This window comes from Variovorax sp. KK3, assembly GCF_001984055.1.
Classification (GTDB): Bacteria; Pseudomonadota; Gammaproteobacteria; order Burkholderiales; family Burkholderiaceae_C; genus Variovorax.
The window spans coordinates 18,915-32,354 of record NZ_LYVO01000051.1; the positions used below are offsets into that span (position 1 = coordinate 18,915).

The 13,440-nt window shown below is 67.1% G+C and carries 14 protein-coding genes; 9 read left to right on the plus strand and 5 right to left on the minus strand.

What is annotated here, in order from left to right:
- Positions 1-14 precede the first annotated feature (14 nt).
- The 6 genes from B0W80_RS22125 (at position 15) to cheZ (ending at position 5,170) form a co-directional block, all read left to right on the plus strand.
- A complete protein-coding gene (locus B0W80_RS22125; RefSeq protein ID WP_077001321.1) occupies positions 15-1,310 on the plus strand; it encodes an EAL and HDOD domain-containing protein in 1,296 nt (431 codons plus the stop codon).
- Positions 1,311-1,379: 69 nt separating this feature from the next.
- A complete protein-coding gene (locus B0W80_RS22130) occupies positions 1,380-2,237 on the plus strand; it encodes a CheR family methyltransferase (RefSeq protein ID WP_077001322.1) in 858 nt (285 codons plus the stop codon).
- Between the two features lie 5 nt (positions 2,238-2,242).
- Positions 2,243-2,857: a chemoreceptor glutamine deamidase CheD gene (gene cheD / locus B0W80_RS22135; protein ID WP_143684730.1), complete on the plus strand. Its 615-nt coding sequence runs from the start codon at positions 2,243-2,245 to the stop codon at positions 2,855-2,857.
- The gene (locus B0W80_RS22140; protein ID WP_077001324.1) at positions 2,854-3,933 is read left to right on the plus strand and encodes a chemotaxis response regulator protein-glutamate methylesterase; all 1,080 of its coding nucleotides are present in this window, start codon (positions 2,854-2,856) and stop codon (positions 3,931-3,933) included. Before cheD ends, B0W80_RS22140 begins: the two co-directional genes overlap by 4 nt.
- A 49-nt stretch (positions 3,934-3,982) precedes the next feature.
- The gene (gene cheY, locus B0W80_RS22145; protein WP_179106998.1) at positions 3,983-4,378 is read left to right on the plus strand and encodes a chemotaxis response regulator CheY; all 396 of its coding nucleotides are present in this window, start codon (positions 3,983-3,985) and stop codon (positions 4,376-4,378) included.
- A gap of 153 nt (positions 4,379-4,531) precedes the next feature.
- Positions 4,532-5,170 (plus strand): protein phosphatase CheZ, encoded by a 639-nt coding sequence (gene cheZ / locus B0W80_RS22150; RefSeq protein WP_077001349.1) that lies wholly within the window; start codon positions 4,532-4,534, stop codon positions 5,168-5,170.
- 34 nt (positions 5,171-5,204) lie between these two features.
- Here the strand turns inward: cheZ and B0W80_RS36250 are convergent, their stop codons facing one another.
- From B0W80_RS36250 to B0W80_RS35625, 5 genes are all read right to left on the minus strand, one after another.
- Complete coding sequence (locus B0W80_RS36250) at positions 5,205-5,330, minus strand: hypothetical protein (RefSeq protein ID WP_256856651.1); 126 nt, start codon at positions 5,328-5,330, stop codon at positions 5,205-5,207.
- Between the two features lie 84 nt (positions 5,331-5,414).
- Positions 5,415-5,855 carry a hypothetical protein gene (locus B0W80_RS22155; protein ID WP_143684731.1) on the minus strand — a complete coding sequence of 147 codons (441 nt, stop codon included), beginning with the start codon at positions 5,853-5,855 and terminating at the stop codon, positions 5,415-5,417.
- 49 nt (positions 5,856-5,904) lie between these two features.
- A complete protein-coding gene (locus tag B0W80_RS35620; RefSeq protein WP_179106995.1) occupies positions 5,905-6,453 on the minus strand; it encodes a hypothetical protein in 549 nt (182 codons plus the stop codon).
- Positions 6,454-6,486: 33 nt separating this feature from the next.
- Positions 6,487-7,329, minus strand: coding sequence for a transglutaminase family protein (locus tag B0W80_RS22165; RefSeq protein ID WP_077001327.1), 843 nt, complete (start codon positions 7,327-7,329; stop codon positions 6,487-6,489).
- A gap of 11 nt (positions 7,330-7,340) precedes the next feature.
- Positions 7,341-7,523, minus strand: coding sequence for a hypothetical protein (locus B0W80_RS35625; protein ID WP_179106996.1), 183 nt, complete (start codon positions 7,521-7,523; stop codon positions 7,341-7,343).
- A 213-nt stretch (positions 7,524-7,736) separates the two neighbouring features.
- Between B0W80_RS35625 and flhB the strand changes: the two genes are divergently transcribed.
- From flhB to flhF, 3 genes are read left to right on the plus strand one after another with little or no spacing between them, the layout of a single operon-like run.
- Positions 7,737-8,879: a flagellar biosynthesis protein FlhB gene (gene flhB / locus B0W80_RS22175; RefSeq protein ID WP_077001329.1), complete on the plus strand. Its 1,143-nt coding sequence runs from the start codon at positions 7,737-7,739 to the stop codon at positions 8,877-8,879.
- Positions 8,876-10,978, plus strand: coding sequence for a flagellar biosynthesis protein FlhA (gene flhA, locus B0W80_RS22180; RefSeq protein ID WP_077001330.1), 2,103 nt, complete (start codon positions 8,876-8,878; stop codon positions 10,976-10,978). Before flhB ends, flhA begins: the two co-directional genes overlap by 4 nt.
- The gene (flhF, locus tag B0W80_RS22185) at positions 10,975-13,437 is read left to right on the plus strand and encodes a flagellar biosynthesis protein FlhF (RefSeq protein WP_077001331.1); all 2,463 of its coding nucleotides are present in this window, start codon (positions 10,975-10,977) and stop codon (positions 13,435-13,437) included. The genes flhA and flhF overlap by 4 nt, the downstream gene beginning before the upstream one ends.
- Positions 13,438-13,440: the final 3 nt, after the last annotated feature.

The following is a 13,440-nucleotide window of genomic DNA, read 5'->3' on the forward strand; positions in this document are numbered from 1 at the left end:
AGGGGAACCGAGTCATGCGCTTCGACATCTTCCGGCGCCACACGCAAGACACCGCGCCGATGCCCTTGCCCGAGCCCGACGCCGGCGGCTACGTGACCTACACCCAGCTGCTCGACCCGGCCCGCCGGGTCATGGGCTACCGCATGGGCTGGCGGCCGGCCGCACCGGGGGCGGGCAGCGACGCCGTGTCGCGGTTCAAGGCGCTCGCCACCTGCGTCGGCGAGCACCTCAACGACGGCCGCGGCGGCTGGGCGCTGGGCCGCACGCTGCTGTTCTTCGACATGAGCTTCGAGACCATCGTGGCCGGCGAGCTGCAGATGCTGCCGGCCGAGAACGTCGTTCTGTGCATCGGCTCGAACGTGCTCGACAGCGAAGACCTGCGCCCGATCCTTCTGTTCATGCGCGAGCAGGGCTTCGGCTTCATGCTGTGCGGTGCCGATGCGCTGCCGCAGGACGACGAAGCGCGTTCGCTCATCACCCATTTCGACGTCGGCACCGGCGAGCCGCAGCGCGTGCAGAGCCTGCGCGCCGCGCTGGAGCCGGGGCACCCGCCGATCCAGTTCATCGCGACGCAGGTCGGCGACTGGCAGGATTTCGACGCCTGCGCCGCGCAGCAGATCGACGTGTTCGTGGAGGGCCAGGCCCTCGTGCCTGCGGGCGAAGAAGACGAGCCCGGCAGCCGCACGCTGCAGCCCGAGGCGATGGCGATCGTGAACCTCATGCAGATGATCCAGCGCAACGACGAGCTGCGCGACATCGAGTCCGTGCTCAAGCGCGACGCGGTGCTCACCTATCGGCTGCTGCGCTACATCAATTCGCCGGCCATCGGTGCGGGCGTCGAAATCCATTCGCTCCGCCACGCGGTCACGATGCTCGGCTACGCGCCGCTGCTGCGCTGGCTGTCGGTGCTGCTGGCCACCAGCAATGCGAAGGCCAGCCCGCCGTTCATGACCAAGAAGGCCATCATGCGCGGCCGCTTCGTCGAGCTGATGGGCAAGGGCATGCTGTCGTCCGGCGACGCCGACAACCTGTTCGTGGTCGGCATGTTCTCGCTGATCGACCGCCTGCTCGGCGTGCCGATGGCGGAAGTGGTGCGCAAGGTGCAGCTGAACGAGGCGGTGCTGCAGGCGATCCTGTCGCGCGACGGCGCCTACGGGCCCTTCCTGTCGCTCGCCGAGAGCTGCGAGGAAGATGGCGCGCGCGCCGCGAGCCTCGCCGAGTCGCTGTTCCTGAGCGCGGACCAGGTCAACGCCGCGCACCTGGCGGCGCTGGCCTGGGCGCAGGACCTGGCGCCCGTGGTGGCCGAGTGAAGAAGGCACGCGAGATGCAAAGCCTTCTTCCGATCGATCGATTTTTTTGTTTCGAAGCAGGTGAGCGACATGGTGGTTGAAGCTCAGGCGCGCGCGCCGGTCGTGAACGCCGAGTTCGTCTTCACCGACCACGATTTTTCCCGCATCCGCACGCTGATCCACCGCCGCGCCGGCATCGCGCTGGGCGAGCAGAAGCGGCAGATGGTGTACAGCCGGCTGTCGCGCCGCCTGCGCGAGCTGCAGGTGCCCGAGTTCTCGCGCTACCTGGAAATGCTGGAGTCGAGCCACGACGGCGAGGAGTGGCAGGCCTTCATCAATTCGCTGACCACCAACCTGACCTCCTTCTTCCGCGAGGCGCATCACTTTCCGGTGCTGGCCGAGCACGTGAAGCGCAGCAAGCAGCCGGTGACCATCTGGTGCGCGGCGGCCTCCACCGGCGAAGAGCCGTACTCCATCGCCATCACATTGGCCGAGGCGCTGGGCGAACGCGCCGCCACGGCGCGCGTGATCGCCACCGACATCGACACCGGCGTGCTGGCCAAGGCCTCGGCCGGCGTCTTCACCATGGAGCAAGTAGCCAAGCTGCCGGCCGAGCGGCTGCGGCGCTTCTTCAACAAGGGCACCGGCACCAACGCCGGCAAGGTGCGCGTGCGGCCCGAACTCGCCTCGATGGTGCGCTTCGAGCGGCTCAACCTGCTGGACCCGGTGTGGCCGGTGAAGGAGCCGGTGGACGCGATCTTCTGCCGCAACGTGATGATCTATTTCGACAAGCCGACGCAGAAGAAGATCCTCGACCGCTTCGAGCCGCTGTTGAAGCCCGGGGCGCTGCTGTTCGCAGGGCACTCGGAGAACGCTTCGCTGGTCAGCCCGAGCTTCAGGACCATCGGGCAGACGGTGTATGTGACGGGTGGGAAGGGCAGGGCATGAGCCCCATGACCGCTACCGCGCCGGGCTCCATCGCGAGCCACCACTACTTCGACCGCGACTTCGACCGCATGGCCGTGAAGCTGCTGCCTTCCGAGTACTACGTCACCGCCACCGACACGGTGATGAGCACCGTGCTGGGCTCCTGCGTGGCGGCCTGCCTGCTCGACCGCGAAGCCGGTGTCGCCGGCATGAACCACTTCATGCTGCCCGAAGACGCCGAGCCGGGCACGCGCGGCCAGGCCGAATCGATGCGCTACGGCACCTACGCGATGGAGGTGCTCATCCGCGAGCTGCTGCGTGCCGGCGCACGGCGCGACCGGCTGCAGGCCAAGGTATTCGGCGGGGCGGCGGTGCTGGCCAACATGACCACGCTCAACATCGGCGACCGCAACGCCGACTTCGTGCTGCGCTACCTGGCGCAGGAGCGCATCGCCATCGCCGCGCAGGACCTGCGCGGCCAGCATGCGCGCCGCGTGTGCCTGCTGCCGCACAGCGGCAAGGCGGTGGTGCGCAAACTGCGCACCCAGGTCGACATGCTGTCGGTGCAGCGCGAAGAGGGCGAGCTGCTGCGCAAGCTCGCGGCCGTCGACCGCAAGAACAAGGGGAGCTGCGTGTCATGAAGAAGATCAAGGTCCTCTGCGTCGACGATTCGGCGCTCATCCGCAGCGTGATGACCGAGCTCATCAACAGCCAGCCCGACATGACCGTGGTGGCCACCGCGGCCGACCCGCTGCAGGCGCGCGACCTGATCAAGCAGACCAACCCCGACGTGCTGACCCTCGATGTCGAGATGCCGCGCATGGACGGGCTCGACTTCCTCGAAAAGCTCATGCGGCTGCGGCCCATGCCGGTGGTGATGGTGTCGTCGCTGACCGAGCGCGGCTCTGAAATCGCGCTGCGCGCACTGGAGCTGGGCGCGATCGACTTCGTGACCAAGCCCAAGCTGGGCGTGCGCGACGGGCTCATGCAATACACGGAGCTGATCGCCGGCAAGGTCCGCGCCGCTTCTCAAGCGCGCCTGATGCCTGCGCGGGCTGCGGCAGCGCAGCGCGCCGCCGCCGAGGGCGTGCACGAGCCGATGCTGCGCAGCCCGCTGCTGTCGACAGAGAAGCTGATCATCATCGGCGCCTCCACCGGCGGCACCGAAGCCATCCGCGAAGTGCTGCAGCCGCTGCCGCCCGATGCGCCGGCGGTGCTGATCGCACAGCACATGCCGCCCGGCTTCACGCGTTCGTTCGCGCAGCGGCTGGACGGCCTGTGCCGCATCCACGTGAAGGAAGCCGAACACGGTGAACGGGTGTTGCCGGGCTATGCCTACATCGCGCCCGGCGGCTGGCACATGTCGCTGGCCCGCAGCGGCGCCAACTACGTGGCCCAGCTCGACCAGGACCCGCCCGTGAACCGCCACCGCCCGTCGATCGACGTGCTGTTCGATTCGGTGGCCCGGCATGCGGGCAAGAACGCGATCGGAATGATCCTGACCGGCATGGGCCGAGACGGCGCCGAAGGCCTGCTGCGCATGAAGCGGGCCGGTGCCCACACCCTGTCGCAGGACGAGGCGAGCTGCGTCGTCTACGGCATGCCGCGCGAAGCCATGCTGCTGGGCGCCGTCGATGAAGTCGCCCCCCTGAGCGAAATGACGCGCCGCGTGATGGCGCACCTGCGGACCTTCGGCGAGCGCGCCAACCGGGTCTGAACCGAGTCCCACCCTGAAACATTGAACTGCTGAAGCTGGAGAACACGTGATTGACAAGAGCATCAAGATCCTGGTCGTGGACGACTTCCCGACCATGCGCCGCATCGTGCGCAACCTGCTGAAGGAGCTGGACTTCCTCAACGTCGACGAGGCCGAGGACGGCGCCGCCGGCCTCGAGAAGCTGCGCGGCGGCAACTTCGGCTTCGTGGTGTCGGACTGGAACATGCCCAACATGGACGGCCTGACCATGCTCAAGACCATCCGCGCCGACCCCGAGCTGGCCAGGCTGCCGGTGCTGATGGTCACCGCCGAGGCCAAGAAGGAGAACATCATCGCCGCGGCGCAGGCCGGTGCCAACGGCTATGTGGTGAAGCCATTCACGGCGGCGACGCTCGAAGAGAAGCTCACGAAGATCTTCGAAAAACTTCAAAAAGAGGCCGCATAGGATGTTGCTCTCCCCCAGGCTCCCCCACTTCGTGTGGTCCGCCAACCCCCTCACCGGGGGCAACACCAGCGGCCCGGCAAAGCCGGTTCCGCGGTGGTCCCCGAACTGCGCATCGCTTCGCCGCGCGATGGAGGAAACGACATGACATACACCATGGCCGAAACCAATCAGGGCAACACGCACGACGAACTGCTGGGCCGCATCGGCCAGCTGACGCGCCAGCTGCGCGAGGGCCTGCGCGAGCTGGGCCTCGACAAGCAGGTCGAACGCGCCGCCCAGGCCATCCCCGATGCGCGCGACCGCCTGAGCTACGTCGCCACCATGACCGAGCGGGCCGCGCACCGCGCCCTCAACGCCATCGACGTCGCCCAGCCCATGCAGGAGGCGCTGTCGAACGGCGCCAAGGACCTGAGCGGCCGCTGGGACCAGTGGTTCGCCAACCCGATCGAGCTGAACGATGCGCGCGAGCTCGTGATGGACACGCGCGGTTACCTGCAGCAGGTGCCCGAACGCGCCGGCGCCATCAACTCGCAGCTCATGGAGATCATGATGGCGCAGGACTTCCAGGACCTCACCGGCCAGGTCATCAAGAAGATGATGGACGTGGTCAACGAGGTCGAGACGCAGCTGCTGCAGGTGCTGATCGACAACGCGCCGGCCGAGAAGCGGGCCGATTTCGCGTCGAGCGAGCAAGCCGGGCTGATGAACGGGCCGCAGATCAAGGCGAACAACCCCGAGGCGGTGACGGACCAGGCGCAGGTGGATGATTTGCTGGAGAGCCTGGGCTTCTGAGCGCTACGCCGCGCGGGTTCGTACAGATGCCTGGCTAACTGTCATCGTTGTCATCCAGCGTCGGAATTCGCAGCTGGATGTCGCCCTTGGGCGGCTCGAAGTCGATGTCGCCGCCATCCTCCATGGCGAGCGCTTCCATGAGGTCTATGGACAACAACACGATGCTCCTTATTGCCTCTCAGGGCGACGATTGCTTTGGCCGCCTCCCGACGTCTGATGTCCCAGTGACGGCCACCGCACTTGATCAATATTTGATGGCCGCCCAATGTTTGCCTTGCGTCTGGACGCTCAGTCGCCGAGCGCCATCATCAGATTCGAACCAGTTCAGCAGCAGTCGATCCTGGAAATCACTTGTCGTCATCGATAAAAGCTCCATGTCGCCGACCGCGAAGTCGAAGTCGAAGTGAATGTCGTGGAGAGACGGTACCGCAAGCGTTCCACACTCGACGGAGTAGGTTGCCCATAGGTAGACCGGTGAAGGATTCGAGATGGCCAGCCTGTCAATGAGGGCGTGGAATCGCCCGGTCATCTTCTCGCAGAAGTCGATCTCGTACGCCGTGATCGGGGCGGCTCGAAAATGCTGGGAGGCTTGCCGCAACTGCTCGGTTTGCTCGAGACTCAAGAGCTCTTCCGCTGCGACCCGGCGACCAAGGAGCACCTGCAGTTCTTCGAGATGCAGTTTCATGTGGATCTTTTTCGCGATCAACTTTTGTCGGCTTTGGGACATGGCTCCCTCAGTAGTTGACTTTTGACTTGCCGTTTCGCAGTGCCGGGCGTCCATAAGCGTTCTGGAGCACGGAGCCGGTTTCTTTGTCGACCTTCACTTGCCCCGCTTCCCAGTGAGCTTGGCCCGGATGGCTTCTGTCCATCGTTTGTTGTTGCACCGACATGATCTGAGATCCGCCGCCTGGAGCGGGCACTTCATAGGAATATTCGCGGCCCGACGCATTTCGAGATTGCGAGATCGGCTGCTGGCTTGTTGGAACCCCGACATCGCGCATGACCTCTCTTCGCGCTGCATCGGAAGTAACAGGTGGGCAATTTGGCAACCCCATGGTGCCCCTGCCAGCGCCGGCGCTTCCACCCCCAGTGGCGGGCCCGCCAACTCCACCGCCGCCCTCGAGCAGCTGATTCTCAAGGGGGCGCCCAGGTCGTGTCTGCTGCAATCCATCCGGATCGACATACATGAGCGGATTCGCGTCGGCGTAGACAGCATGTGCTCCACCCACCAAGCCCATCAACAGCGCTACCGACGCGCCGACCTTTCTTACCCATTCACCCATCGCTTGCTTCCTTGGTTTGGATTCGTTGTGACATCAGCGGTCGATGCCGGCCCTGGCCTGCTTGATCCGCTCGCGGTACGCAGCCTGCTCCGCCGCGGTCGGCGCCTTGAAGCCCAGCGCCTTGGCCCTGTGGCCCCAGTACTGCCAGCCGTCGCTCAGTTGTTCGAAGCGACGCCGCATGTGCACCGGGATGTCCGATGGCCGTGGGTACTTCTCGATGAATTGCCGTTGGCGCAGGCCCTTGTAGCCAAGATAGGCATGGAGGATCGCCACCATGTCCTTCGGGTAGTGCTCGACGAGGAGCAGGGCCAGCTTGATTCGCGCCTCGTCGGCCTCGTCGGAGTTCTGAAGTTCGTATTGCTCCAGCAGCGAGTCGATGGCGACGACGGCCGCTTCCTTTCGCGTCAGCGGCTGCAGGTAGACCCCGTTCGCGATGGATTCAGGCGTGATCGACGGGAAGTTCTTGCGCTGCCACGCGTCGTCGGCCCAACCGCCGCCATTGGTCGCCTCGACGCCGTACCACAGGCCGTTGTCGCCGCGAAACTTCAGGTAGAGGTGCTCGGGTGCCGAGGCCAAGGCCACCGGAATCCCGAGCTTCTGGCCGAGGATCACGAACAGCGTCGGCATGGAAACGCAGTTGCCGCGGCGCGTGTTCAGGTACACGGGCAGCAGCTTGGCGCGGAGGCTGCGGTCATCCTGAAAGTTGTAGAGGTACGGCTGGCGTCCACCGACGAGGGGCGGCCGGTACAGGTAGTCGCGCAGGGCCTTGAACTTCTCGAGGTTCGAGGCACCTGCCGGAATCGTGGCGCGGATCGCGGCGGCCAGATCGTCGATCTGCTTCACGGAAGCCTTGATGTCCAGGGACGGATCGATCATGTGATCGACGGTCAGCTTGATGGCACCCGGTCCATCTGCGACTCGGGCTGCTTCAGCAGGGCCTGAACCGTACGGAAGTCGGACGCGTAAGTGGCTGGCGCCGCGCGCTGCGCCTGGGCATGCGAAGCCATGGCCAGCGCCAGCAACAGCCACGGCAAGCCGGCCCGGACGGCGACCCTGAGGAAGGTTTTCACCATTCTTCTTGTATGTTTGATTTTGTAACGGCGCGGAGGATATCACTCGTCGGCGGCCCTTCCGCCGACTAACCCGTTCGGGGTATCGAGCAAGCTCCAACCGCCGAGAAGGAGGGCAATCCGCCCCCTGATCGATCGATTGTTCGAAGGGGGTCGACCGAATAATCCAGCCACGACTCGGCGATGTCCGCCGAAGCTCCCTCCGGGGCATGAATGGCTGAAGAAAGCGATCTCGAAAAGACAGAACCAGCCTCACCGCGGCGCCTGGAGAAGGCGCGCGAAGAGGGGAACGTGGCGCGCTCGCGTGAGCTGGTCACCTTCGTTCTGCTGGCCGCTGCGGTCGCGGGCCTGTGGGCCATGGCGGGGCCGCTGGGCCACACCTTTCGCGCGTCGCTGAGCCACGGGCTGCGCTTCGAGCGCGCAGCGGCCTTCGATCCGCACTACATGATGAGCCAGGCCGGCCTGCAGGCCATGAAGGCGCTGGTGGCCCTGGCGCCGCTGATGGGCATCTTCATGGTGGCCGCTCTGGTGGCGCCGCTCATGCTGGGCGGCTGGCTGTTCTCCACCCAGGCCATCGGCCCCAAGTTCGACAAGCTCAACCCCATCGCCGGGCTGGGCCGGCTGTTCTCGGCACAGTCGCTGGCCGAGTTGTTCAAGGCGCTGGCCAAGTCGCTGCTGATCGGCGGGGTGGCGTGGATGGTGATCATGGGCGGCATCGAGGAGGTGAACGCGCTGATGGCCCAGTCCGAACGCGCCGCGCTGCCGCAGATGATCATGCTGGTGGCACGCAACTGCGCGCTGATCGTCGCCGCGCTGCTGCTGATCGCGCTGATCGACGTGCCCTTCCAGCTGTGGAGCTACTACCGCAAGCTGCGCATGTCGCGCGAAGACCTGCGCCAGGAGCACAAGGAAAGCGAAGGCGACCCGCACATCAAGGCGCAGATCCGCCGCCAGCAGCAGGCGGTGGCACGTCGCCGCATGATGACCGAGGTGCCCAAGGCCGACATCGTGGTCACCAACCCCACGCACTTCGCGGTGGCGCTGAAGTACGACGACGGCCAGATGCGTGCCCCGCGCGTGGTGGCCAAGGGCATGGACCTCGTGGCCGCGCGCATCCGCGAACTCGCGGCCGAGCACAAGGTGCCGGTGCTCGAAGCCCCGCCGCTGACCCGCGCGCTCTACAAGAACACGAAGCTGGGCCAGGAGATTCCGGCCGGGCTCTACACCGCGGTGGCCGAGGTGCTGGCCTGGGTCTACCAGCTCAAGCGCTGGAAGGCCGAGGGCGGTGAAGCGCCGCGCACGCCGGGCGAGCTGCCCATTCCCGAATCACTCGAATACAACCCCAGCGCCGCATGAACGCCATCGCCAGCTTTTTGCGGCTGCCGCCGCAAAGTTTCTCCGGTGCCGCCATGAAGGGCCTGGCCGGGCCCATCCTCATCATCCTCATCCTGAGCATGATGGTGCTGCCGCTGCCGCCCTTCCTGCTCGACCTGCTGTTCACCTTCAACATCGCCATGTCGATCATGGTGCTGCTGGTCAGCATGTACACCATGAAGGCGCTGGACTTCGCGGCCTTCCCGGCCGTGCTGCTGTTCTCGACGCTGCTGCGCCTGTCGCTCAACGTGGCGTCGACCCGGGTGGTGCTGATGCACGGCCACACCGGGCCCGACGCGGCCGGCAAGGTGATCGAGGCTTTCGGCCACTTCCTGGTGGGCGGCAACTTCGCGGTGGGCGTGATGGTGTTCATCATCCTGGTGATCATCAACTTCATGGTGATCACGAAGGGCGCGGGCCGAATCGCCGAGGTCGGCGCGCGCTTCATGCTCGACGCCATGCCCGGCAAGCAGATGGCGATCGACGCCGACCTCAACGCCGGCCTGATCGGCGAGGACGTGGCCCGCAAGCGCCGCACCGAGGTGGCGCAGGAAGCCGACTTCTACGGCTCCATGGACGGCGCCAGCAAGTTCGTGCGCGGCGATGCGATCGCCGGCTTGCTGATCATGGTGATCAACATCATCGGCGGCCTGGTGGTGGGCATGCTGCAGCACGACCTGGACTTCGCGACCGCCGGCAGAACCTACACGCTGCTGGCCATCGGCGACGGCCTGGTCGCACAGATCCCGGCGCTGGTGATCTCCACGGCGGCCGGCGTGATCGTGTCGCGCGTGACCACCGAGGAAGACGTGGGCAGCCAGCTCACCGGCCAGCTGTTCTCCAATCCGCAGGTGCTGTTCCTCACGGCCGCGATCATCGGCCTGATGGGCATGATCCCCGGCATGCCGAACATCGCCTTCCTGCTGATCGCGGGCGGCCTGGTGTGGTTCGGCCGCCGGCTGCTTTTGCAGGCGCCGCAGAAGGCGGCCGAGCAGGCCGCGGCGGCCAAGGCGGCTGCCATCGCCGCGCCGGCGGCCGCCGAAGCGGCCGAAGCGAGCTGGGACGACGTGGCCCTGGTCGATCCGCTCGGCATGGAAGTGGGCTACCGCCTGATCCCGCTGGTGGACCAGTCGCAACAGGGCGAGCTGCTGGGCCGCATCAAGAGCATCCGCAAGAAGATCGCGCAGGACCTGGGCTTTCTGGTGCCGGTGGTCCACATCCGCGACAACCTCGAGATCAGCCCCAATACCTACATCGTCAGCCTGAAGGGCGTGGAGATCGGGCGCGGCGAGGCCTTTGCGACGCAGTGGATGGCGATCAACCCCGGACAGGTCTCGGGCTCGCTGCCCGGCACGCCGACGCAAGACCCGGCCTTCGGCCTGCCGGCGGTGTGGATCGACGCGAGCCAGCGCCAGCAGGCGCAGGTGCTCGGCTACACGGTGGTCGATGCCTGCACGGTGATGGCCACGCATCTGAACCACCTCATCCAGACCCACGCCGCCGAGCTCCTGGGCCGGCAGGAAGTGCAGCTGTTGCTCGACCAGGTCGGCAAGACCGCGCCCAAGCTCACCGAAGACCTGGTGCCGAAGGTGCTGTCGCTCAGCACGCTGCACAAGGTGCTGCAGAACCTGCTGGACGAGGAAGTGCCGATCCGCGACATGCGCACCATCCTCGACGTGATGGCCGAGCATGCGCCGACCGTCAAGGACGCGACCGAGCTCACGTCGATCACCCGCCTGGCCCTGGGCCGCGCGATCGTGCAGCAGCTGTTCCCGGGCGATGCCGAGATGCAGGTGCTCGGCCTGGACAGCACGCTCGACGGCATGCTGCAGCAGGCCATGACCAGCAACAGCGGCATCGAGCCGGGCTTGGCCGACAACCTGCTCGTGCAAACGCAGGCCGCCATGGCGCGGCAGGAGCAGATGGGCCTGGCGCCGGTGCTGGTGGTGCAGCACCCGCTGCGCGTGCTGCTCTCCAGATTTTTGCGGCGCAGCCTGCCGCAGCTCAAGGTGCTCTCGCATGCCGAGATCCCTGATTCCCGTCACATCAAGATCACCGCCACCATCGGAGGAAGAGTTTGAACATCATCACGGACGTGCGCAGCGCCGCACGCAAGTTCGTCGCCGCCACCAGCCGCGAAGCGCTGCGGCTGGCACGCGAGGCCCTGGGTTCCGAAGCCATGGTGCTGACCAACCGCGTCACGGCCGAAGGCGTCGAGATCGTCGCCATGGCGTCGGACGAAATGGAGCAGGTCGCCGAACAGGCCGAGCCCGCGGTAGCCGTGGCGATGCCGGTTGTGCTCGAAGCGGCACCGGCCCCCGCTGCCGTGCCGGCCGTCGCCGCCGCTTCTGCGGTCATCACCGCTGCCGCACCTGCCGTCACCACCGCGACCGCCGCCATGCCGGCCCCGGTGCCGGTGCCCCCGATGCCCTTCGTGCCCTCGATGGTGCCGCCGCGGCCGGCTGCGCCCGAGGTGGCCGACCCGGTGCTCAACGAGCTGCACTCCATGCGCGGCATGATCGAAGAGCAGCTTGCCACGGTGGTCTGGAACGACCGCCAGCGCCGTGACCCGATGCGCGGCCGCCTGCTGCGCACCTTGCTCGGCGCCGGCTTCAGCGCGCGCCTGTCGAAGGCCATGCTGGAGCACCTGCCCGCCGGCCAGAGCTATGCCCAGGGCATGGCCTTCGTGCGCTCGGAGCTGATGCGCACGGTGCCGTTGATGGAAGACGAAGACGCGCTGCTGGCCCAGGGCGGCGTGTATGCGCTCGTCGGCCCCACCGGCGTGGGCAAGACCACCACCACCGCCAAGCTGGCGGCACGCTGCGTGATGCGCTTCGGTGCCGAGAAGCTGGCGCTGGTCACCACCGACAGCTACCGGATCGGCGCCTACGAGCAGCTGCGCATCTACGGCCAGATCCTCAACGTGCCCGTGTACGCGGTGAAGGACGCGACCGACCTGCAACTGGTGCTCAACGACCTGCGCAACAAGCACATGGTGCTGATCGACACGGTGGGCATGAGCCAGCGCGACCGCGCGGTGTCGGAGCAGATCGCGATGCTGTCGAGCAGCCAGCGGCCGGTGAAGCGGCTGCTGCTGCTCAACGCGGCCAGCCACGGCGACACGCTCAACGAAGTGGTGCATGCCTACCGCCAGGGCGGTGGCGCCGGCGGGTTGGCCGGCTGCATCTTCACCAAGGTGGACGAGGCCACGCACCCGGGTGCGCTGATCGACACCGTGATCCGCCACCGGCTGCCGGTGCACTACGTCTCGTGCGGCCAGAAGGTGCCCGAGAACCTCATGACCGCCGACCGCGCCGCGCTGATCGACAGCGTGTTCGAGGCCAAGGCGCCCAGCGCGCTCTTCGTGCCCGGCGAAGGCGACCTGCAGGACAAGCCGGCCGGCGAGGCAGCCAGCCAGGTGGCCGAGGCGCAGGCCGAGACCGAACGGCTGCGCCTGCGCTACCAGCGGCTGATCCACGCCATGGCACACGATGCGCAGGAAGTGGCATCGGCCGCCAAGGCCTTGGGGACCGCCGACCTGGGCTTCGACACGGCGCGCGAGCTGTGGCGCATGGCGGGCGACGAGAACGTGCTGCACAAGGCCGTGCTGCAGTCGCTCAAGGCGCATGCCTGGAGCGAAGTCGCCACCGGCTGCGATCGCTACGCGTTGGCGCTGGGCGGGCAGGTGGGGCTCAAGTCCAACGAAGGCGGCGATGCCTACAGTTGCGAGGGCAGCCTGCTGCTGTCGGACCGCACCGGCCTGCCGCTGGCTGCGCCCAACCAGTGGCTGTCGACCGCCGGCGCACGCGCCGGTGCCGAGCGGCGTGGCATGCGCCAGCTCCAGTGGCTGGCCCAGCAGGATTTCGGCAAGCCGGTGGTGCACGTGTGGCCGCGGTTGCCCGGCACCGACACGCTGGCCGAGGTGCAGGCACGCGGCCTGGCGTGGCTGGCGCGCGCGGCAGGCGCCACCGCGGTGGCGGAGGCGCAGACCGGCCGCAACTGCACGCTGGCCCGGCTGACGCTCGAATTCGGCGAGGGCCGACCGGTGCGCTTCAAGGGCAAGCCGGCGCTGCGCGCCGAAGCGCAGGCCGATGTGACGCTGCGCGGCGAGCATGGCCTGCCGGCGCTGCGCTGCGTGGTCAGCCGCATCATGGATTCGAAGAGCGGCAAGATCCTGGCGCAGAGCTACCTGCTGTCGAACATGGGCCCCACGGTCGCCGCGTCGCAGCTCGCGCAGTGGCAGGCCTGGGCCGCCGAGGCCGAGCCCTGCTTCCGCCTGATGCGCCAGGGCCTGCAACTGGTGGGCGGCCTGGGCGAGGTGGGCGACCCGCACATGATGAAGCGCGTGCTGATCGCGGGCCAGGCCACCACCACGGTGTGGCGCCTGCTGCACGCACAGGACGAATGGGCCGGCCGCACGCGTGCGCTGCTCGGCCAGCTGACCGGCCGGCGCATTCGCCCCGACCGCGCACCTTCGGGCAACGTGCTCTACGAGGGCATGGCGAAGCTGTTCCTGCTGCTGGAGGCGCTCGGGGCGTGACCA

Excerpts from the sequence above, each read along its gene's own strand:
- B0W80_RS35620 (WP_179106995.1), bottom strand. The coding sequence starts at position 6,453 with ATGGGTGAATGGGTAAGAAAGGTCGGCGCGTCGGTAGCGCTGTTGATG.
- B0W80_RS22140 (WP_077001324.1), top strand. The coding sequence starts at position 2,854 with ATGAAGAAGATCAAGGTCCTCTGCGTCGACGATTCGGCGCTCATCCGC.
- B0W80_RS22155 (WP_143684731.1), bottom strand. The coding sequence starts at position 5,855 with ATGAAACTGCATCTCGAAGAACTGCAGGTGCTCCTTGGTCGCCGGGTC.
- flhA (WP_077001330.1), top strand. The coding sequence starts at position 8,876 with ATGAACGCCATCGCCAGCTTTTTGCGGCTGCCGCCGCAAAGTTTCTCC.
- flhB (WP_077001329.1), top strand. The coding sequence starts at position 7,737 with ATGGCTGAAGAAAGCGATCTCGAAAAGACAGAACCAGCCTCACCGCGG.
- cheZ (WP_077001349.1), top strand. The coding sequence starts at position 4,532 with ATGGCCGAAACCAATCAGGGCAACACGCACGACGAACTGCTGGGCCGC.
- B0W80_RS22130 (WP_077001322.1), top strand. The coding sequence starts at position 1,380 with ATGGTGGTTGAAGCTCAGGCGCGCGCGCCGGTCGTGAACGCCGAGTTC.
- B0W80_RS22165 (WP_077001327.1), bottom strand. The coding sequence starts at position 7,329 with ATGATCGATCCGTCCCTGGACATCAAGGCTTCCGTGAAGCAGATCGAC.
- cheD (WP_143684730.1), top strand. The coding sequence starts at position 2,243 with ATGACCGCTACCGCGCCGGGCTCCATCGCGAGCCACCACTACTTCGAC.
- B0W80_RS22125 (WP_077001321.1), top strand. The coding sequence starts at position 15 with ATGCGCTTCGACATCTTCCGGCGCCACACGCAAGACACCGCGCCGATG.